At 64.4% G+C, this 19,947-nt stretch carries 22 protein-coding genes; 7 read left to right on the plus strand and 15 right to left on the minus strand.

Annotation, left to right across the window (positions count from 1 at the left end; all coding sequences use genetic code 11):
* Positions 1-2: 2 nt before the first annotated feature.
* The 4 genes from ABMD26_RS02240 to ABMD26_RS02255 form a co-directional block, all read right to left on the minus strand.
* Positions 3-461: a metallophosphoesterase family protein gene (locus ABMD26_RS02240; protein WP_354307425.1), complete on the minus strand. Its 459-nt coding sequence runs from the start codon at positions 459-461 to the stop codon at positions 3-5.
* A 270-nt stretch (positions 462-731) separates the two neighbouring features.
* Entirely contained in the window at positions 732-1,133 is a 402-nt protein-coding gene (locus ABMD26_RS02245) for an ExbD/TolR family protein (protein ID WP_049860037.1), read from the minus strand.
* A gap of 1 nt (position 1,134) precedes the next feature.
* A complete protein-coding gene (locus tag ABMD26_RS02250; RefSeq protein ID WP_192066054.1) occupies positions 1,135-1,860 on the minus strand; it encodes a MotA/TolQ/ExbB proton channel family protein in 726 nt (241 codons plus the stop codon).
* A gap of 82 nt (positions 1,861-1,942) precedes the next feature.
* A complete protein-coding gene (locus ABMD26_RS02255; protein WP_354307428.1) occupies positions 1,943-2,764 on the minus strand; it encodes an energy transducer TonB in 822 nt (273 codons plus the stop codon).
* Between the two features lie 446 nt (positions 2,765-3,210).
* Between ABMD26_RS02255 and ABMD26_RS02260 the strand changes: the two genes are divergently transcribed.
* Positions 3,211-4,311: a sigma-54 interaction domain-containing protein gene (locus tag ABMD26_RS02260; protein WP_354307430.1), complete on the plus strand. Its 1,101-nt coding sequence runs from the start codon at positions 3,211-3,213 to the stop codon at positions 4,309-4,311.
* 164 nt (positions 4,312-4,475) lie between these two features.
* Here ABMD26_RS02260 and ABMD26_RS02265 read toward each other — a convergent pair whose 3' ends face one another.
* The 6 genes from ABMD26_RS02265 to ABMD26_RS02290 form a co-directional block, all read right to left on the minus strand.
* On the minus strand, positions 4,476-5,696 hold the full coding sequence (locus tag ABMD26_RS02265; RefSeq protein ID WP_354307433.1) for an acyl-CoA dehydrogenase family protein: 1,221 nt from the start codon (positions 5,694-5,696) through the stop codon (positions 4,476-4,478).
* A gap of 46 nt (positions 5,697-5,742) precedes the next feature.
* A complete protein-coding gene (locus ABMD26_RS02270) occupies positions 5,743-7,455 on the minus strand; it encodes a dipeptide ABC transporter ATP-binding protein (RefSeq protein ID WP_354307435.1) in 1,713 nt (570 codons plus the stop codon).
* Complete coding sequence (locus ABMD26_RS02275; protein ID WP_354307437.1) at positions 7,452-8,315, minus strand: ABC transporter permease; 864 nt, start codon at positions 8,313-8,315, stop codon at positions 7,452-7,454. The genes ABMD26_RS02270 and ABMD26_RS02275 overlap by 4 nt, the downstream gene beginning before the upstream one ends.
* The gene (locus tag ABMD26_RS02280) at positions 8,312-9,304 is read right to left on the minus strand and encodes an ABC transporter permease (RefSeq protein WP_134722641.1); all 993 of its coding nucleotides are present in this window, start codon (positions 9,302-9,304) and stop codon (positions 8,312-8,314) included. The genes ABMD26_RS02275 and ABMD26_RS02280 overlap by 4 nt, the downstream gene beginning before the upstream one ends.
* Positions 9,301-10,968: an ABC transporter substrate-binding protein gene (locus tag ABMD26_RS02285; RefSeq protein ID WP_354307439.1), complete on the minus strand. Its 1,668-nt coding sequence runs from the start codon at positions 10,966-10,968 to the stop codon at positions 9,301-9,303. Before ABMD26_RS02285 ends, ABMD26_RS02280 begins: the two co-directional genes overlap by 4 nt.
* Before the next feature lie 321 nt (positions 10,969-11,289).
* Positions 11,290-11,469 (minus strand): helix-turn-helix domain-containing protein, encoded by a 180-nt coding sequence (locus ABMD26_RS02290; protein ID WP_354307441.1) that lies wholly within the window; start codon positions 11,467-11,469, stop codon positions 11,290-11,292.
* Here ABMD26_RS02290 and ABMD26_RS02295 point away from each other — a divergent pair.
* Complete coding sequence (locus ABMD26_RS02295; protein WP_354307443.1) at positions 11,395-11,802, plus strand: rhodanese-like domain-containing protein; 408 nt, start codon at positions 11,395-11,397, stop codon at positions 11,800-11,802. The genes ABMD26_RS02290 and ABMD26_RS02295 overlap by 75 nt on opposite strands.
* 6 nt (positions 11,803-11,808) lie before the next feature.
* On the opposite strand, the gene ABMD26_RS02300 is transcribed toward ABMD26_RS02295, so the two are convergent.
* The 3 genes from ABMD26_RS02300 to ABMD26_RS02310 all read right to left on the minus strand — a co-directional run bounded on the left by ABMD26_RS02300 (position 11,809) and on the right by ABMD26_RS02310 (position 14,253).
* Positions 11,809-12,579 carry a molybdopterin-dependent oxidoreductase gene (locus ABMD26_RS02300; protein WP_134722637.1) on the minus strand — a complete coding sequence of 257 codons (771 nt, stop codon included), beginning with the start codon at positions 12,577-12,579 and terminating at the stop codon, positions 11,809-11,811.
* Entirely contained in the window at positions 12,572-13,195 is a 624-nt protein-coding gene (locus ABMD26_RS02305) for a cytochrome b/b6 domain-containing protein (protein ID WP_320522055.1), read from the minus strand. The genes ABMD26_RS02300 and ABMD26_RS02305 overlap by 8 nt, the downstream gene beginning before the upstream one ends.
* Before the next feature lie 452 nt (positions 13,196-13,647).
* Positions 13,648-14,253 (minus strand): hypothetical protein, encoded by a 606-nt coding sequence (locus ABMD26_RS02310; protein WP_354311783.1) that lies wholly within the window; start codon positions 14,251-14,253, stop codon positions 13,648-13,650.
* Between the two features lie 223 nt (positions 14,254-14,476).
* Between ABMD26_RS02310 and ABMD26_RS02315 the strand changes: the two genes are divergently transcribed.
* Positions 14,477-15,172 (plus strand): heavy metal response regulator transcription factor, encoded by a 696-nt coding sequence (locus ABMD26_RS02315; RefSeq protein ID WP_056842950.1) that lies wholly within the window; start codon positions 14,477-14,479, stop codon positions 15,170-15,172.
* Entirely contained in the window at positions 15,145-16,548 is a 1,404-nt protein-coding gene (locus tag ABMD26_RS02320) for a heavy metal sensor histidine kinase (RefSeq protein ID WP_191999766.1), read from the plus strand. The genes ABMD26_RS02315 and ABMD26_RS02320 overlap by 28 nt, the downstream gene beginning before the upstream one ends.
* Positions 16,549-16,555: 7 nt before the next feature.
* Here the strand turns inward: ABMD26_RS02320 and ABMD26_RS02325 are convergent, their stop codons facing one another.
* On the minus strand, positions 16,556-17,140 hold the full coding sequence (locus ABMD26_RS02325; protein ID WP_354307446.1) for a CGNR zinc finger domain-containing protein: 585 nt from the start codon (positions 17,138-17,140) through the stop codon (positions 16,556-16,558).
* Positions 17,141-17,233: 93 nt separating this feature from the next.
* On the opposite strand from ABMD26_RS02325, the gene ABMD26_RS02330 reads away from it, so the two are divergent.
* A complete protein-coding gene (locus tag ABMD26_RS02330; RefSeq protein WP_354307448.1) occupies positions 17,234-18,175 on the plus strand; it encodes an alpha/beta fold hydrolase in 942 nt (313 codons plus the stop codon).
* An 8-nt stretch (positions 18,176-18,183) separates the two neighbouring features.
* Here the strand turns inward: ABMD26_RS02330 and ABMD26_RS02335 are convergent, their stop codons facing one another.
* Positions 18,184-18,609: a lysozyme inhibitor LprI family protein gene (locus ABMD26_RS02335; RefSeq protein ID WP_177331285.1), complete on the minus strand. Its 426-nt coding sequence runs from the start codon at positions 18,607-18,609 to the stop codon at positions 18,184-18,186.
* 67 nt (positions 18,610-18,676) lie between these two features.
* Here ABMD26_RS02335 and ABMD26_RS02340 point away from each other — a divergent pair, with 67 nt between their 5' ends.
* A complete protein-coding gene (locus ABMD26_RS02340; protein ID WP_354307451.1) occupies positions 18,677-19,177 on the plus strand; it encodes a DUF1543 domain-containing protein in 501 nt (166 codons plus the stop codon).
* 98 nt (positions 19,178-19,275) lie between these two features.
* Complete coding sequence (locus ABMD26_RS02345) at positions 19,276-19,893, plus strand: TetR/AcrR family transcriptional regulator (RefSeq protein ID WP_354307453.1); 618 nt, start codon at positions 19,276-19,278, stop codon at positions 19,891-19,893.
* The last annotated feature ends 54 nt before the right edge of the window (positions 19,894-19,947 follow it).

The following is a 19,947-nucleotide window of genomic DNA, read 5'->3' on the forward strand; positions in this document are numbered from 1 at the left end:
GTTCAGGGCAGCAGGTCGATCAGTTGCGGTTGCAGGGCGTGGGGTTGCACGTCGAGCACGACCAGGGTGACCGGCAGCTTGAAGCGGCGGCGGCCGGCGCTGCCGGGGTTGATGTACAGGCACTCGCCGCGCCATTGGATCAGCGGCTTGTGCGAATGGCCAGTAATGACCAGGCGGGTGTCGCTGCGCAATGCAGCGGGTACGTCGGCCATGTCGTGGATGAGCAAGGTGGGCCAGCCTTCGAGGTCGAAATGCAGCACATCCGCCACCGAATCGGCCCATGGCATGCCGACATCGTTGTTGCCCGAAACCACCTGCACCGGAGCGATGGCAGACAGGTGCTGGACGATGTCACCCTTGCCGATGTCGCCGGCATGAATGATCCGTTCACAGCCCTGCAGCGCTGCCACGGCCTCGGGCCGCAGCAGGCCATGGGTGTCGGAAATGATGCCTACTTTCACGGCGTGGTTCCCTGTGTGCGTGGTGCAGATCTGGACTGCCTTGCACAGGGGTGGGTTCCATGCTGCCACATTGGATCGGCGTCCATGTATGGTCGCGGGCTGCTTTCGTTAAGAACACCGCAGTGTTTCAGGTAGTGTGCGGTGAAGCCTTCGCGGGCAGAGCCCGCTCCCACAGTGTGGGAGTGAATTTTGTGGGAGCGGGTCTCTGCCCGCGAAGTGACTCCGCATCGCTGCCTTCGCGGGCGGCCCGTTCTCACATCAAATCGGCTGCTACTTGGCGGTGATCACCGCCAGTTTGGTGATGCCTGCCTTTTCGATGGAGGCCATGGCGCGGGCCACTTCGCCGTAGTTGACGCCGTCGTCTGCCTGCAGCTGTACGCGCACATCCGGGTCTTTCTGCCTGGCGGTCTGCAGGTTGGTCTGGAGCAGGTCCGGCTGGATTTCGTCCTTGTTGATGAACAGCTTGCCCTGCCCGTCGATGCTCACCACCAGCGGGTCCTTCTGCTCGGCAGGCGCCACGGCTTCGGTCTTGGGCAGGTTGATCGGGATCGAATTGGTCAGCAACGGCGCGGTGACGATGAACACCACCAACAGCACCAGCATGACGTCTACCAGAGGCGTCACGTTGATCTCGCTGAGCACCTCGTCCGTGTCTTGAGTGGAAAAGGCCATGTCAGGACGCCTCCTTCACTTTGTGGCCCGAAGCCGCAGCACCGCTGCGAGTCAGGGCCGGATGTTGCAGGACACGGAAGGAATGCTTCTGCGCCAGGCTATAAAAGTCGTGGGCGAAATCGTCGAGGTCGGCGGCGGTCAGTTTCAGGCGACGCAGGAAATAGTTGTAGACCAGCACCGCCGGCACCGCGACGGCGATCCCCACGCCAGTGGCCACCAGCGCCGCGCCTATGGGACCCGCCACTGTCTCCAGGCTGGCCGAGCCGGCCGCGCTGATGCCCTTGAGCGCCGACATGATCCCCCAGACCGTCCCGAACAGGCCGATGAACGGCGAGGTACTGCCGATACTGGCCAGCACCGCCAGGCCCGTTTCCAACGAGCGTCGCTCACGTACGATCTGCTGGCGCAGGGCGCGCTCGAGGCGATCCTGATGATTGATCGACTGGCTCAGATCGGTTTGCGCCTGTTCGTTGACCTGAATGGCCGCGTAGCCCGACTGCGCGACCCGGGCCGCTGCACCGGGTTGTTCCTGGGCCAAATGGGCCGCCGAATCAAGGCTCGATGCCGCCCAGAACTGCTTGTGAAACTTGCGATCCTGCCCTTTGAGCCGAGCGAACTGCAGGCCTTTGAGCAATGCCAGCCCCCAAGTGGCAACGGAAAACAGGATGAGCAGCCAGATGACCGAGTGCTCGACGGAAGTGAAGGGAGATTCTGTCAGAAGGTTCATGGTGAGGCTCTCTGTAGCAAGGCGTTGGGTGGTGCGATGCGCCTTTTGTCAGGTAGCCCGCTTCATGCAGCAAAAAAGTCGATCAGCGCAATTTGAAATCGATCGGTACGCTGACCCAACCGTCGACCGGGTCGGCACCCCGTTTGGCCGGAACGAAGCTCCAGCGTTTCACTGCTGCCAGTGCGGCATCATCGAGCTGACTGCGACCGCTGCTGGTCTGCACCTGGATTTCGCTGGGCTTGCCGTTGGCCAGCACGTGAACCCGCAACAGCACGGTCCCTTCCCAGTTGCGACGCATGGCCAGGGCGGGATATTCGGGCGCCGGATTGTGCAGGTAGCCGGCATTGGCCGAGGCCGGTGTCAGCGGTTGCGGCGCAGGCGGTGCCGGGGGTGCAGGCGGCGTGGGCGGCGTCGGTGCGGCCACGGGTTGCGGCGGCGCGGGCGGTTGCACGACCGGTTTGGCCACCGGCTTGGGCACCGGCTTCTTGACCACCGGCTGAGGCTTTGGCTTGGGCGGTGGCGGTGGTGCTGGCTTGGCCGCCAGTTCATCCTCAATAGGCGGTGGCGGTTCGACAACCGGCGCGACCGGCTCGGGCGGCGGCGGTGGCGTCTCTACCACCGGCGGTGGCGCGGGCTGGGAAAATTCGATCGTCATGGGTGGAATTTCTGGCGGCACTGTCGGCAATACCGGTGTTGGCGTCTGACTGATCCAGTAGATCACCGCACCATGCAGCACCAGCGCGAACACGCCCAGCAATGCCGCCTCGCGGCGACCGAGGATCCGTTTGGGCGCACGTTGCAGGCGCAGCTCGCCCAAGGGTTCGCGGAACACCCGGCCCAGGTCGAGCAATTCGCCGGGTACCGGATGCCACCGCACCTCCAGGGCGGCCTTGAGGTTGTTCATCAGTTGCTCCTGTTGACGGGTGATCGTGAAGAAGCGAGTCCAATCGGCCTCTTCGGCGGGCGAATGATGTTCAAACTCCGCTAGTTCGAAAAGTAATTGTTTGTTATTCCAAGCTTTCAATCCGGCATAAGGCGCAATGCGGGGTTGGCTTATTTGTAATTGCTGTTGGCCTATGAACACTTGGCCAACTTGACTGTTGCTCAGGCAACACTGAACAGGCCGAAGCATCGCGATTTTATTCAATCAAATGATCGGGTTGCAGCTTTCGCGTAATGCGGCGCACGGTGGATCAATGGCGATGCGCAGCGCGTGCTCATTGCGCGACACGACATAAGCTAATGCTCATAAGGTATTTAACGATCGTTTTTTATATCCATTAGTATCGCCTTCATTCCGTGTTTACCGCTCGATTCCTTTCTTTTTCTCCGCACCTTGAAGGCGCCGCCATGCAGCTTTTGACACTTCCCCCATCGCCCGCCCTCGCCACCTCCATCCGCGCCACTGCCCAGGTGTTCGAAGACCCGAAATCCAAGGCGTTGCTGGCCCATCTCGAACAGGTCGCGCCCAGCGAAGCCAGTGTGTTGATCATCGGCGAAACCGGCACTGGCAAGGAGTTGGTCGCGCGCCATATCCACAACCTCAGTGCAAGACGCAACAAGCCGTTCGTGGCCGTCAACTGCGGTGCGTTTTCCGAGTCTTTGGTCGAAGCCGAATTGTTCGGCCACGAAAAAGGCGCGTTCACCGGCGCCCTGGCGGCCAAGGCCGGGTGGTTCGAGGAGGCCAACGGCGGGACCTTGTTTCTCGATGAGATCGGCGACCTGCCGATGCCCATTCAGGTCAAGCTGCTGCGCGTGCTGCAGGAGCGCGAAGTGGTGCGCCTGGGTTCGCGCAAGAGCATTCCGATCAATGTGCGGGTATTGGCGGCAACCAATGTCTTGCTGGAGAAGGCGATCAATGCCGGCCATTTCCGCGAAGACCTCTATTACCGGCTGGATGTGGTCAGTCTGGAACTGGTGCCGCTGCGCGAACGGCCTGGCGATATCATTCCCCTGACCCGGCATTTCCTCGAGGTGTATTGCAAACGCCTGGGTTACGAACGCACCACATTGTCGGCCGACGCCGAGCACAAGCTGCGCCACTACAGCTGGCCGGGCAACATTCGCGAACTGGAAAACGTCATTCATCACACCTTGCTGATCTGCCGCAACGGCGTGATCGAGCGCGATGACCTGCGCCTGTCGAACATGCGCATCGAGCGCGCCGATGACAGTCCGGCGGTGGACGATTCGGTGGAGGCATCACTGGATCGGCTGTTCCAAAGGCTGTTCGACGAGCAGGTCGGCGATCTGCACGAGAAGGTCGAGGATGCCCTGCTGCGTTCGGCCTATCGGTTCAGCCATTGCAACCAGGTGCACACCGCCAACCTGCTCGGTCTGAGCCGCAACGTCACCCGCACGCGGCTGATCAAGATGGGCGAGCTGGCGGTGAACAAAAGGCGCTCGGTGGCGGATCAACCGGAGGTGCGGGCTCTCCGGTTGTCGATCTGAGGGTTTTGTAGGGACCGTGTGATAAGTGAATGACTGGGCAGACGCGAACCTGTGGGAGCGGGCTCTGCCCGCGAAGAACCCACCGCGGTATTCCTGAAACACCGCAGCGATTTCTTCGCGGGCAGAGACCCGCTCCCACAGGGGGGGGGGGGTTGTGAAGGCGCTCAAAAAAGCCCGGAGGTCGGGGGCGGTGTGCCTTTGAGCTGCCAGGTGCCCACTGCTGCGGCTTTCCAGTCGCGGGGGTTGTGATTGGCTACGGTGCGGGCGTTGCGCCAGTGCCGGTCCAGGTTATGGCCGCGCCCGGTCGTGGAGGCGCCGCCTACATCGAACACCCGTTCCGCCGCCTTGAGCGCGCATTCGGCGGCGATGTATTGCGCCTGCGCCACCTCGATCGCGGCCTCGTCCACCGCTGCCGGATCGAGCCCCGCCGCCCAGGCGCGATCGATCGCTTCGGCGGCCTTGAGTACCACCGCCTCTGCGGTATAGGCACGCGCCGAAATCTCGCCCACGCTCAACGCCACATAAGGATCATCCACCGACTGCTCGGCGCTGCTGTGCTTGATCGGACGCGCATGATGGCGTGCGAACGCCACTGCATCGTTCAACGCATTGCGGGCGATTCCGGCCTGCACCGACGCCAGGAACACCTGCAGGAATGGCGTCACCAGTGTGCGCTTGCCCTCTTCCACCGTGCGCGTGCGCACCTCGTGGGCATAGACCTGCACGTTGTCCAGCCGCGTCGTGCCACTGGCGGTCAGGCGCTGGCCCATGGCATCGAAATCATCCAGCAGCACCAGCCCTTCGCGGTCGCGGGGCAGAATGAACGACAGCGGCTGGTCGTGCTCGTCCAGCGCCACCGCGCTGATCCAGTCGGCGTACAGCGAGCCGGTGCTGTAGAACTTGCTGCCATTAGCCCGGTAGTGATCACCTTCGCGCACGATGCGGGCGCTGATGGCACCGTTGGCACCGCCGACTTCCCAACCGGCGTTGCCCAGCACCGCTCCCCGCAGGTAACGGGCGAACCAGAGCTGACGCTCCTGTTCGGCGCCTTCGGCCCGAGACACCAGCAGCCCTTCGATGAACGCGAAGCCGGGACGCAAGGCCTGGGCGACATTGGAATCCACCGAGGCGATGCGCACCAGCAGGCCGATGACGTCCTTCACCGAGCCGCCAGGGCCGCCATAGCGGGTGGGAATGCGCAGGGTATAGAGCAACGCTTGGGCGATCTGTGCGACGGCCTCGTAGGGCAGTTGCCGGTCACGCTCGCGCGCAGCGGCGCCGGCAGCGATGGCCGGCAGCAATTGCTCGGCACGTGCCAGCAATTGCGCCACGCTCAGCGGCGCTACGGGTGAAGGGGAAGGCGTGACGTTGGCAGCATGAGTCATGAAGGGTTCCTGTCTGGAAATGGAGGGAAGGAGCAGCGCGACGCCTTCAAATGGCGATCTTCCACAAGCGGGATTCATCGAACAGCAGCACGGCGTTTTCCGGCTCCAGCGGAGGGACCTGCAGCGCCACGCCAGCGCTGGGCAGGCGCGGCACGGCACCGAGCAGGCGTTGGGTGTAGGGGTGCTGCGGCGACTCGAACAACTGCTCGACCGGCGCGTGCTCGACCACCTGGCCATGGCGCATCACCAGCACCTCGTCGCTGACATGACGGATGACGCCCAGGTCATGGGAAATGAACAGGTAGGCCAGGCCCAGTTCGGCTTGCAGGTCGGCGAGCAGGTCCAGCACCTGGGCCTGGACCGAGACGTCCAACGCCGATACCGGCTCGTCGCAGACAATCACTTTGGGGTTGCTGGCAATGGCTCGGGCAATCGCCACCCGCTGGCGCTGGCCACCGGAGAGTTGCAGGGGCCGTCGCGTTGCCAGCTCGGCAGGCAAGCGCACCTGCTGCAGCAAGTGACGAATACGAGGCGCCTGATCAGGGACTGCGACGCCGGCCACGTCCAGCGCATCGGCGAGAATCTGCCCGACGCTCCAGCGCGGGTCGAACGAACTGAGCGGGTCCTGATAGATCACGCTGATGTCGCGCCGCAGCGCCCGCCGCTGGCTTTCGGCGACCCGTGCGTCGGCGCTGCCGTTCCAAGGTTGATCGAGGAAGCGCACCTGGCCATCGTCCGTTTCGAGCAGTCCCAGGGCCATGCGCGCCACGGTGGTCTTGCCCGAACCGGATTCACCGACGATGCCCAGGGTCTGGCCGGCGCGCAGTTCGAAATCGACGCCGTCGACCACCTGGCGCACCTGCTGGTCAGGCCCGACATAGCGCTTGCCCAGGCCACGGGCGTGCAATAGCACGGGCTGATCGAGCCGTGGCGCGCGGGCGAGCGTGGCGGCAGGTTGACCGGGGCTGAGGCGGGTACCGCGTTCATGCTCCGCCGGAACCGCATCGAGCAGGCTGCGGGTGTAGGGATGGCGCGGCGCGGTCAGGACCTGATGCATGCTGCCCTGCTCCACCACTTCACCGTGCTGCAACACCAGCACCTCGTCGGCCAGTTGCGCGACCACCGCCAGATCGTGACTGATGATCAACAACGAACTGCCCTGTGCCTTGATCGCCTGCAGTACACCGAGAATCTGCGCCTGCACGGTGGCGTCCAATGCGGTGGTCGGCTCGTCGGCGATCACCAGGCCCGGATCGAGCGCCAGGGCGCTGGCGATCAACGCACGCTGACGCAATCCACCGGACAACTCGCCCGAGCGCTGTCTGGCGCGCAGGGCCGGTTCCGGCACCCCGACCCGTTCCAGCAGTTGCAGCACCCGCGCGGCACGGGAAGCACGATCGCCCCAACCATGGGTCTGCAGCACTTCGAGGATTTCCTTGCCGACCGGCCGCAGCGGGTCGAGCGAAACCAGAGCATCCTGCAACACGAAACCGATGTCCTTGCCGCGCACTCGACGCCACTGGCGGTCGCTCAAGGCCAGCAAATCGAGATCACCGTATTGCAGGCGCCGTGCCCGCACCTGCGCGCCCTCTCCGGCCAAGCCGATCAGGCTGCGCGCGGTAACGCTCTTGCCCGAGCCGGATTCCCCGACCAGGGCCAGGGTCTTGCCCGGTTCCAGGGTGAACGACAGGTTGCGCACCACGCTTTGCCCGGCGAACTCCACGCTCAGGCCTCCGACGATCAGCGTCTTGTGGCTCATGTCAGGCGGCCCTCCAGGCGTTGTTGCAGATAGCGACCGGCGACGGTGGTCGACAAGGTGGTGAGTACGATGAACAGTCCAGGGAAAAACGTCAGCCACCAGGCGTTGGCAATGAAGTCGCGGCCCATGGACAGCATGGTGCCCCACTCCGGCGTGGGCGGCCGCGCTCCCAGGCCGAGAAAGCTCAGCGCCGAGGCCCAGACGATGGCCTGCCCCACACCCATGGTCAGGGTGACGATCAGCGGGCGCATGGCGTTGGGCAGCAGCTGTCGCCAGATGATGCGTCGAGTCGGGTGGCCCAGGGCGCGCGCCGCTTCGATGTAACCGGCGTTGCGCACCGCCAGCACCCGCCCACGGACCATCCGCGCATACCCCGGCGCGGCGCCCAGGCCGGTGGCGATGATCAGCGGGCCGATGCCGCTGCCGAAGATGGCCACGAACAGCAACGCCAGCACCAGGCTGGGAAAGGCGAACAGGATTTCCAGCAACCAGCCCACCCCGCGGTCGGTGCGCAGCCCGCCCAGGCCGCCGAGCAGGCCGAGAACAATGGCGATGCTCATCGCCAGCGCCGTCGCCGCCAGGCCGACGAACAGCGACAGGCGCGCGCCGTGGATCACCCGTGAGTAGATGTCGCGACCGGACTGGTCGGTGCCGAACCAATGCGCCCAACCAGGCGGATGAAAGGCGTCGCGCGGAACGATGGCCAGTGGGTCGCCGTGGGCGAACAGCTGCGGTACCAGCGCGGCCACGATCACCAGCGTCAGGAAACCGATGGCAAGGCTCGCGCCCAGACGGATCCGACGGGGTCGACGTTGAGTGCGCAGCGGCAGCGCCGGGCTCTCCAGAATCAGATCGCTCATGCCAGGGTTTCCTTCTGCCGTGGGTCGATCCACTGGTACACCAGGTCGACCAGAATGTTGGCCAGCACATAACCGGCCGCGACCACCAGGCTGATGCCGATGGTCAATGGCAAGTCCTGCAGTTGCACCGCTTGATACAACTGACGGCCCAGGCCCCTGCGGGAAAAGATCACTTCGATCACCACGGCGCCGCTGATCAGCGCGCCGATCGCCCATCCGGACAACGACACGCCGGGCAGCACGGCATGCCGCAGTGCGTGCTTGAAGCGTACCGCTGCGTCGCTCAGGCCGCGGGTGCGTGCGGTCAGCACGAAGGGCTGGTCCAAGGTCAGTTCCAGGGATTCACGGGTCACCTGGCCAATGAAGCCGGCCAGCGGCACCGCCAGCGCGATCGTCGGCAGCACCAGGGTCCGCCAGCCGTCGCTGCCCGCCGGTGGGAACAGGCGCAGGCCGAAGGCGAACACCGCCAGCAGCACGATGCCCAGCCAGAAATGCGGCAGGGCCGCGCACAGGGTTTCAGCCAGGGATGCCAGGCGCCCGACCCAGCTGCGGCGGCCGGCGGTGAACACGGTCAGGGCCAGCACCAGCAGCCAGGCCAGCACCAGTGCGCTCAAGGTCAGCTCCAGGGTCGGTCCGGCCTGTTCGGCCAGTACCCGCGTGACCGGCATGTGCTGGGAGTAGGAAACCCCCAGGTCGCCCTGCACCAGGCGCACCAGGTACAGCCCGTACTGGACCGCCAGGGGCCGGTCCAGGCCGTACTCGCGGGTGACCTCGGCGATGGTCTCCGGGGTCGGGTTGCCGCTGGGTCCACCCAGGATGGCCTGTACCGGATCGCCCGGCATCAGGCGCAGGGCGAAGAAGGTCAGCGTGGCGACGGCCCACAACACCAGCAGACCACCGCCCAGGCGCACGGCGGCGCGGCGGCCCAGACGAATCAAGCGCTGGCGCCGGGGGTCCGGCGACGAAACGGTTAAAGATGTCGTGGTCATTTGTTCACCCAGGCGTCATAGAGGTAGGTCACCGCCAGCGAGGTTTCCAGACGAACCCCCTGGGTCGTCTTGTAGATGCCCAGCCGGGTGCTTTGTGGGTAGGTGGTCAGTTGCAGATACTGGCTGGAGGCTACGGCCTGCGCCTGGTGGTACAACGCCTGGCGTTGGCTGGGGTCCTGCGTGGCCAGGGCCCGTTGCACCAGCTCGTCGAACTGCGGATCGCTGAAGCCTGCGGTGTTCTGGTGATAACCGCCCACCCCAGCAGGCTGGATGAACGCGCTGCTGAAGATGATCCGCAGCACGTCGGCGGTGTTGGTGTTCCAGTAGCCGACGCGGATGTCGTAGTCCCAATCTGCCTGACGCTTGGTCGCCTGGACGTCGCTCATCTGCTCCATGATCAGCTCGATGCCGGCTTGCCGCGTGGTGGCCTGCACCTGCTCCCACAGAGTGAATTCCGACGGCGGCGTGCGATTGCCCAGCACCACCGTCACCTGCAGGCGCTTGCCGTCCTTGAGGCGATAGCCCTCCTCGTCACGGCCGGTCCAGCCGGCCTCGTCGAGCAGTTGCGCGGCGCGCGCCGGGTCGTAATCCTGGGCGTGTTCGAAGTCGGGGCTGTAGAAGCGGGTGGCTTTGCTCAGCGGACCACCGGCACGGGGAAACTCGCCGAAGTAGACGCTTTTCAAGACACCGTCGATGTCGGCGCTGCGCACGAAGGCTTCACGCACCTTGATATCGTTGAACGGCGCGCGGCGGATATTCAGCGTGCCGTTGGTAGGGTTGCCGGGGCGCTGGGCAATGATCAGTTGCAGGTCCGGGTTGCGGCGGGCCGCTTCGTGGGATTCGGGCGGCAGGACTTCGATCACGTCCACTTCACCGGCCTGCAGTGACGCGAACCGCACGGAAGGCTCCTGAATGAACTTCCAGACGATGCGATCCAGGTACGCAGGCCCCTGATGGTGGGCCGTGGGCGGCGCCGAGTTGTAGTGCGGGTTGCGTTCGAGTACCACCTGGCTTTGCCGGTCCCAGCGCGCCACCTTGAACGGGCCGGTGCCGACCGGGCTTTCGCAGTTGACGTCGCGCGGACGCAGCAGCGCCTGGGGCGATTCGATACCGAGGAAGCCCTGCGCCAGCACTTCCAGAAACGCCGCGTAGGGTGTAGCCAGATGCACCTGAGCGGTATAGGTGTCGAGCACATCGGTGCGTTGGTACTGACGGATGTAGCCGCCGGCGGTGCTCGACTGGGTCTTGGGGTTGGCCATGTGGTCGAGGTTGGCCTTGACCGCTGCGGCGTTGAACGGCGTGCCGTCGGTGAAGCGCACGTCGTCGCGCAGGTGGAAGGTGTAGGTCAGGCCATCGGGCGAAATGTCCCAGCTTTTCGCCAGCCAGGGTCCGATACGCCCCTCGGCGTCCATCGACACCAGCGAGTCGAGGACTTGCTGGGCGAGAAACACTTGCGGCATGTCGCCGGCCACGTGTGGGTCCAGGCAGGTCGGTTCGCGGTCGGTGGCATAGATGAGCGTGCCGCCACTGACCGGGGCGTCGGTGCGTGCTGCAGCGGTGGGATGATTGTCACAACCGCTCAACAGGAAGCTGACGGCCAACAGGCTGGCCCACGCGATACCGCCATGGGGTGTTGCAGAAGAACGCGGATGAAAGTCTGGCATGGGTCGGGCTGCGCCTTGTGTCGATGCTGAAGCTCACAAGGGGTGATTGCACAAGCCATGCCGACCGCCCCGCCACGGTGTTTCGGGGCTTTGCGGGTTTTGCTGAATGGACTGACGGGGCAGTTTGTTGAAGGGGTGTTGGCTGGCAGACAGTTGCTGCTACGGGGATCCCACAGCCGACGCGGCCAAAGGAACACCCCGATCCCCTGTAGCAGCGGCGCAAGCCGCGTCCGGGGGCGCCGCGTTGTTTCAGGCGGACCGCATCCACCGCCGACGCGGCTCGCGCCGCTGCTACAGAAGCGCCGCGTCCGGGGGCGCCGGTTACCGATGCCGTGCTCCGAAGCTGTCGCGGTAGAAGGACGGTGCCAGGCCGACGGTCTTGCGAAACGCCACCCGGAAACTTTCCGCCGACGCGAACCCACAACGTTGAGCTATCTGTTCGGTGTCGAGCCCACTGGTTTCCAGCAACGAACGAGCCCGGGCCATTCGTTCGTGCTGCAACCAGGCTTTGGGCGTCGTGCCGGTCGCATCATTGAAGCGCGCAATGACATTGCGTTCGCCGCCGGCCACGTGCCAGGCGCGATCAACCTGCCAACCCGCACGATCACGCCCGAACGCCTTGCTGCGTTCCCGGCCGATACCCTGTTCGTCGTCTATTGCGCCGGGCCGCATTGCAATGGCGTACACCGCGCAGCGGCGCGATTGGCCGGTCTGGGATACTCGGTCAAGGAGATGATCGGGGGCATCACCGGTTGGCTCGAGGAAGGTCTCCCGCTTGCACGAGCGGATGAGCAACCCGCAGCGACGACAACGGTAACGTCGTGCGCCTGCTGAGCGCCTTCAGATGCCGCTGAACCAGTTGTAGCCTTGATCTTCCCAGTAGCCGCCGGGGTAGTCGTTGCTGACGAAGATTTCGACGATGTGCTTGGGGTTCTTGAAGCCCAGCTTGGTCGGCACCCGAACGCGCAACGGATAGCCGTATTCGGGCGGCAGAGCGACTTCAGCGTAATCCAGGGCGAGCAGCGTCTGCGGGTGCAGCGCGGTGGGCATGTCCAGGCTGGAATAGTAGCGGTCGGCGCACTTGAAGCCGACGAACTTGGCAGTGGTGTCGGCGCCGATATGTTCCAGAAAGGTTTTCAGCGGCACCCCACCCCACTGGCCGATGGCGCTCCAGCCCTCGACGCAGATCAGGCGAGTGATGTCGGTGCGCTGGGGCAGCTTGCGCAGGCCTTCCAGGGTCCAGGGTGCCTTGTCGCGGACCAGGCCGGACACGGCGAGGGAATAGCCGGGTACGTCGATATCGGGAATGTCGTCTTCGCCGTAGAACGCGTTGAACGGGAACGGCTGGGTCATCTGCGCCTTGCTGTAGGTGGGTGCCAGCCGCTGGCCGCTGAACAGCCAGGCCTGCACGCGATCGTTCCAACGCGACATGGCCCACAGCACCTTGTCGACCTGGTCGCCGTCCTGCAGGTTGCAGCCGCTGAGCATCGCCATGGCGCCGACGGTCAGGCCGCCACGCAGGAAATGTCGGCGCTGGAGGTTTTCCAGCTGAGTGCGCTGGGCAGGCTCGAGTCTGATCGGGGGGCTGCGTCGGGGTTTGGGTTCATTCATGGTCGGTCTTCCCGGTGTTCAGCGGTCGTACGCCGCCGGTGATCATCGGTGGCAGGGTCTTGGGCACCAGCAGCACTAGGACCAGGTGCACGATCACGAACGCGCCGATGGCCGACATCGACGCGAAGTGCACGTAGCGAGCGAAGTCATAGCCACCCAGCAGGGCGACCAGTTCCTGGAATTGGATGGGCTTCCAGATGGCGACGCCGGAGATCAGAATCAGCACGCCGGCCGCCAGCACCAGCCAGTACATCAGGCGCTGCACGGCGTTGTAGACGCCCTTTTCGTGGACCAGTCGCAGACGCAGGGCGTCGCGCAGATCACGCTTGACCGCGCTGGGGGTCACCGGCAGCAGGTCGCGCTTGAAGTGGCGGCTGCCCAATCCGTAAAGCACGTAGATCAGGCCGTTGATCACCAGCAGCCACATCACCGCAAAGTGCCAGGCCAGTGCGCCGCCCAGCCAACCGCCCAACGTGAACGAGGGCGGGAAGCGGAAGGCGAACAGGGGGGACGCGTTGTAGATGCCCCATCCACTCATGAACATGCAGGTCATGCCAAAGGCATTGATCCAATGGGTGAGACGTACCGTGAGTGAATGTATGCGTTGCACGGCCATGGAAAGGGCCTCCCCTGTTTAAAAACCACTGCCCCTGGTGGGAGCCCTGCCCTTGTGGGAACCCTGCCATTGTGGAAGCACTGCCCCTGTGGGAGCACTGCCCCTGTGGGAGCACTGCCCCTGTGGGAGCACTACCCTTGTGGGAGCACTGCCCCTTGTAGGAGCACTGTCCCTTGTGGGAGCGGGCTCTGCCCGCGAAGCAGGCGCCGCGGTATGGCTGAAGCACCGCAGCGCCTGCTTCGCGGGCAGAGCCCGCTCCCACAGAGGTTCTCCTCACAGAGGTTCTCCTCACAGAGGTTCTCCTCACAGAGGTTCTCTTCACAGAGACCCTCCTCACAGAGGTCCTCCTCACAAAGGTCCTCCTCACAGAGATCCCCCTCACAGAGATCTTCCCCACAGGGAACCGGCTCGCTCAGGGGCCTGGCACCTATGGGGAGAGCATCACCCGCTGCTTACATCGGCGGCTGGAAGCCGTCCTTGCCTACGGCCACACCGCGTGCGGTCTTGCCGTCGTCAGCTGGGAACACGACGATCTTGGCGCCCTTGACCAGCTGCTCCGCCTTGCCCGCTTCGACGTAGGCGATCGGCACGTCTTCAGGCACCACCACCTGCTTCTCGCCACCCTTGTAGTTCACGGTCAAGGTGCGGCCATTGGTCTGGGCCAGCTTGCCCACGGTGCCGTTGGTCATGGTGCCGGTGGTGCCGTCGGCGTTTTCCCAGCCGTAGTGCCCTTCGCCGCTGCCCTTGAGGCTGGGTTCGAAGACCGTCACTTCCAGCGCCTTCAGGGTGCCGTCCGCCTGAGGCGTGGCGGCCGAGCCGATGAAGCTGTCGGCCTTGATCGAATCGATGTTGGCCTTGGACACCAGGCGGATGCCGGTCTTGTCGGTCAGGCCGATGGTCTGATGCGCACCGCTGCGGGTGGTGAAGGACAAGGTGTTGTTGTCAACGCCATCGACCGTGCCCCGCATTGGTTTCACGACTGGCATGTCCGCAGCCGACGCCATCATGGCGGCACTGAGCAGCAACGTGCCGAGGGTGGTCGACAGGGCAGTTTTGATCTTCATCGGTACGACTCCTTGGGGTAGGTGTGCATGCATCCTCGGCCCTCGATGGGTACGCGTGCATGACCGGGCGATGACATTTCTGTCATTCAAGCAACGACGCTATCGATGACAGGAATGTAACCGACAGCGTCGTGCCGCTCGTTTAGACTGCACGGCGCGGGCCCCGTTCGCCGCGCAGTCTGAAACCGAACCGTCAACGCCCCAGCGAGCCTGATCGATGCACATCCTGTTGATCGAAGACGACATCAAGACCGGCGAGTACCTGAAAAAGGGCCTCGGCGAGTCTGGCTACAACGTCGACTGGGCGCAGCACGGCGCCGACGGTTTGCACCTGGCCCTGGAAAACCCCTACGACCTGCTGGTGCTCGACGTGATGCTGCCCGGCATCGACGGTTTCCAGATCATGGAAGTGCTGCGCGCCCGGCAGGCCGTGCCGGTGCTGTTCCTGACCGCCCGCGACCAGTTGCAGGACCGCATTCGCGGTCTGGAACTGGGCGCCGACGACTACCTGGTCAAACCCTTTTCCTTCACCGAACTGCTGCTGCGCATCCGCACCATCCTGCGTCGCGGCAGCGCGCGGGAAGCCGATCGATTCCATCTGGCTGACCTCGAACTGGACCTGCTGCGCCGTCGAGTGACCCGGCAGCAGGAGGTGATCACCCTGACCAACAAGGAGTTCGCCCTGCTGCACCTGCTGCTGCGCCGCGAAGGGGACGTCTTGTCGCGAACCCAGATCGCTTCGGAGGTGTGGGACATGAATTTCGACAGCGACACCAATGTGGTCGACGTGGCGGTCAAGCGTCTGCGCAGCAAGATCGACCAGCCCTACCCGGTCAAGCTCATCCACACCGTGCGCGGCATCGGCTACGTTTGCGAGGTGCGCGCATGCGACGCCGACGCCCAGCATCCCTGACCCTGCGCTCGACCCTGGCCTTTTCCCTGGTGGCGATGCTTACCGTGGCGGGCGCCGGCTGGTACCTGTACGAGTCGATGAAGACGTCGGTACTTGCGCGCAGCGACAACGCCGTGCTCGGGCGGCTCGATCACTTTCGCAAATTGCTGCACTACGATCTGACCCTGGACAAGCTCTCGAGCAGCCCGCAGATCTTCCAGAACATGCTCGGCAGCGAAGACGACATCTTCGTCATCGCCGAGGTCGGTCAGCCGCCGGTGATCCAGGTCAACCCGCTGCGCGCGACCCTGCCGCCCCTGCCCGAGGTGGCCCAGGACGCCGTGCCCACCGCGTCCGACCTGCGCACCGGTACGGCGCCGTCCGGCATACCGCTGCGCGCCGCGAGCGTCTTGACCACGTCCGGCGGGCGCGAGGTGAAGCTCACCGCCGCACACATCATGGTCAAGGAAATGGCCATGCTCGGCGAGTTCCGCCAGCGCATCTACCTGGCCGTGGGCATGGCCTTTCTGCTCACCGCCCTGCTCGGCTTCGTCCTGCTGCGGCGCGGCCTGCGGCCCCTGCGCGAGATGGCCGCGCACGCCACCGACATCTCCCCTGCCCGCCTGCACAGCCGCATGAGCAGTGACAACACGCCCGTCGAACTCCAGCAACTGAGCGACGCCTACAACGCCATGCTCGATCGTCTGGCCGAGGGCTACCAACGGCTGACCCAGTTCTCCGCCGACCTGGCCCACGAGATCCGCACCCCGGTAGGCTCGCTGATGGGCCATTGCCAGGTCGCCTTGCGCCAAGGCCGCAGCGCCGACGAGTACCAGGCGCTGCTGGCATCGAACCTGGAGGAGCTGGAGCGGATTTCACGCATCGTCGAAAGCATCCTGTTCCTGGCACGCGCCGAAGACACCCAGGCCGTGGTGCAGCGTCAGCCGCTGCAGGTGCATGACGAACTGGAACGGGTGACCGAGTATTTCGAGGGTCTTGCCGAAGAGCGCAGGATTCGTCTGTCGATTGCCGGCGACGCTACCCTGCACGCCGATCCGCTGTTGCTGCGTCGAGCCTTGAGCAACCTGGTGGCCAACGCCATCCGTTATGCCGACCCGCACAGCGAGGTACAGATCGACGTGGCGTCGACGGCGACACAGTGCGTGATCAACGTGGAGAATCAGGGCCCTGCGTTGGACCCGGCAACGCTGACCCACCTGTTCGACCGGTTCTATCGCGGCGACGCGTCGCGCCAGCACAACTCGGACTCCAACGGCCTGGGCCTGGCTATCGTCGCGGCGATCATGCAACTGCACGCCGGTGAAGCCAGCGTCAGCCAGCCGCAGCCCGGACGCATTCGTTTCGCCCTGAGCTTTCCAGTCTTGGGCAGGGCCTGAAACGGGCCTATTCAGGTTTCTTCCGGGCGCGAAAGGCCGCCACCTTCATGCGATTGCCGCAGGTCGCCATGCTGCACCAGCGGCGCCGGTGCGACTTGCTCAGGTCATGGAACAGCAATATGCAGTCATGGGCCTCGCATTGGCGTACGAACTCGAACTTGTCCCCCGTGACCAGGCTGACCAGCGCATCGGCCACCGGCCACAGCAGGCTTGCCGGACCAGCGTCCCTGGGCCGGGTGACGACACGAAACGCCTGGGCTGCATCCTCCCAGCTCAGGTAGCTGACCGGACGCCCTGCTCCCAATACCTGATTGACCACCGAGGGATCGGCTTCCACCCCCGCCATCGCTGCCTCCAGCACCGCCCTGGCATTGCTGCGCAGGGCGTGGGCCTGAGCCAATAGTCCATCGAAAACCTCGGGGCGATCCTGCGCGGCGAGCAGCCCTGCCGACTCAAGCCACGTCAGCACATCCTCGTCGTCGCGCAGGCAGTCCTGGCGTTGCTCGCCGACACCGTACTCGGTATTGAGGAAATCCAGGGCGATATTGTCCGCCACAAAAAGCGTATCGGGCGCAGTGCGGGTCGAGCTCATGATGACCTGTAACTTATGAAATTTGTTTGACAGGTTACCAAATTAGTCCGTAACCTTCAAATACACACATAGAAGGTTACACAAGGAGGCATCATGACTACGCCCACATCCACAGCAGCAGCCGCGCTTGCCGCGTCATTGCTCATCGGCGGTACCCACGCAGCCCAAGCCGACGACACCGTCCACTACCGCCACGAGCAGGTCGGCGACGTGAAGGTGTTCTATCGCGAGGCGGGCAACCCCAGCGCGCCTACCGTGTTGCTGCTGCACGGCTTCGCCGCCTCGTCGTTCATGTTCCGCGACCTGATCCCGCAATTGGCCGACCGCTACCACGTGATCGCCCCTGACCTGCCCGCGTTCGGCTTCACCGAAGCGCCCGCCCGGGGGCAGTACGCCTACACCTTCAGCCAACTGGCGCAGACCATCGGCCAGTTCACCGAACAGCTGAAGCTGGAGAATTACGCGCTGATGGTGCATGACTACGGCGCGCCGGTGGGCTGGCGCCTGGCCGTGGCTCACCCGGAGCGCGTGACCGCGATCATCTCGCAGAACGGCAACGCCTATGAGGAAGGTCTTGGTGCCGGATGGGCGCCGATTCAAACGTACTGGCGCGAGCCTACGCAGGCGCACCGCGACGCCCTGCAGGACTTCCCGACACCGGCGTCGATCAAATGGCAGTATCTGGAAGGTGTGAGCGACCCCAGTGTGGTCTCGCCGGACGGCTACACGCTGGAAGGCCTGCAGATCTCACGCCCCGGCAATGCCGACATCCAGCTCGATCTGGTGCTGGACTACGCCTCCAACGTGGCGATGTATCCCAAGTTCCAGGCGTACTTCCGCGAGTACCAGCCGCCGCTGCTGGCAGTGTGGGGCAAGCACGATCCGTTCTTCCTTCCGGCGGGCGCCGAGGCTTGGAAGCGTGACCTGCCCAAGGCGGACATCCGATTCTACGACACCGGGCACTTCGCTCTGGAAACCCACGGGCGGGAGATCATCCCGGTGATCCGTGAGTTTCTGGACGAGCACCTGAAGTAACGGCGCTACTACAGGTCCTGCGGCTGAAACCGCACCGCCAGCGTGTCGGCGCGGACCTTGGTGGCCTTCAACAGGCACATCTGAGCGTTGATCCGGTCGAGCGTGCCGCCGGTCAGGCCCGCCTCGACGGCGCAGTCGGCGTCGCGAAACTGGATCCACAGCCGCTGCGCATCGCGCATCGCCGTGCGCTTGGTGCCTTCCAGGGTTTTCATGCCGGCCTGGTAGTTGGCATTCAAGCGTGCGTCCTGCCGCTTGGTCTCGTCGGCGGCGCAGCTGACCATGCCGGTGGTGGAACTGTTGCTGTCCATGCAGGTGGTGTACGCCGAGCTGTAGTCGGACGCCGAAGTGGAACCTTCGGCCGAAGCCAGGGTGGCCTGGCCTGCGCAGAGCGACAGCAACGCAGCAGTGAGCAAAGGCTTGCAGAGGGGTGTCATAAAAGACCTTTCGAATTCGTGAAAAAGTCTGGATCTTACCAGCCCCCACCCTCCAAGGATCCCACCCATGCTTTACATCGTTTTACTTGGCGGCAAGCACCCCAGGGCACGCATCGAAGTGCACGACATCGCCTGCGCGGTCGCCGACAGCCTGGAGGCCAGCTACCCGCAGTTGCGCGCAGACTGGTTCGGTACTCAGAAAGGCTTGCACATCGACGCCTGGATGGCTGTGGACGGCGTGGAGCAGTGGAAGGTCGAATTCAGCCCGCTGGCGCCCGCCGCGGGCATGCCGCGTCTGTATGTGATCAATCTGGGCGGGTACGAGGCGCGCTCGTTCGGCGAAGCGCACCACTACGTGCTGGTGGTGGCGCAAAACGCTCGCGATGCCAGAAACCGCGCCCGGCGGCTGTACCTGGAGCAGTGGCGCCAGCCCCACACCGACTCCGTCCTGGATGTGGACGATTGCGTACCGATCGAGCAGGTGGGTGGCCGCTACGTGCACCTGGTCGAAGGGCCTCATCGGGGCGTCGAGCAGCGCAATGAGTACATCGTGCTGCCGGCGGGCTGACCGGAGCCTGGGGTCCGGATCACCCGAGAATGAACTTGTGACCATAACCCGTTACAGTCACGCTCTGTCGATCCACGCCCAAGAGCCCAACAGTCGCCATGACCCGTCAGCCCCCCACGTTCCCCTCACGAGGCCCGTCCGATCACAGCGTTCGCGATCAGATCGTCGAGGCCGCCATGCAGCATTTCGGTCACTACGGTTACGAAAAAACCACGGTGTCGGACCTGGCCAAGGCCATAGGCTTTTCCAAGGCCTATATCTACAAGTTCTTCGAATCCAAACAGGCCATCGGCGAGAGTATCTGCGCCAGTCGGCTGACCATGATCATGGCCGTCGTCGACCAGGCGATGGACGAAGCCAGCGGCCCGTCCGACAAGCTGAGCCGTCTGTTCAAAGCGTTGGTGGAGGCTGGCGCTGAACTGTTCTTCCATGATCGCAAGCTGTATGACATCGCCGCCGTTGCAACCCGTGATCACTGGCCCTCGGCGGAGGCCCACCGCGAGCGCCTGCACCGGTTGATCGAGCAGATTCTGCGCGAGGGCCGGGACAGCGGGGAATTCGAGAGCAAGACGCCGCTGGAAGAAGCCAGTCATGCGGTGTTTCTGGTGATGCTTCCCTATATCAGCCCCGTGCAACTGCAATACAACCTGGAGACCGCCGCCACCGCTGCGCAGCAGCTCCCCGCGCTGATACTGAGAAGTCTGTCGGCGCCATAAGTGACCATTGACTGAATTAGTCACTCGTATCAAAATCGGGTTCCTTTCCGCTTG

Origin of the sequence: Pseudomonas sp. PvP001, from assembly GCF_040546375.1 — a bacterium.
In the GTDB taxonomy this organism is placed as follows: domain Bacteria; phylum Pseudomonadota; class Gammaproteobacteria; order Pseudomonadales; family Pseudomonadaceae; genus Aquipseudomonas; species Aquipseudomonas coleopterorum.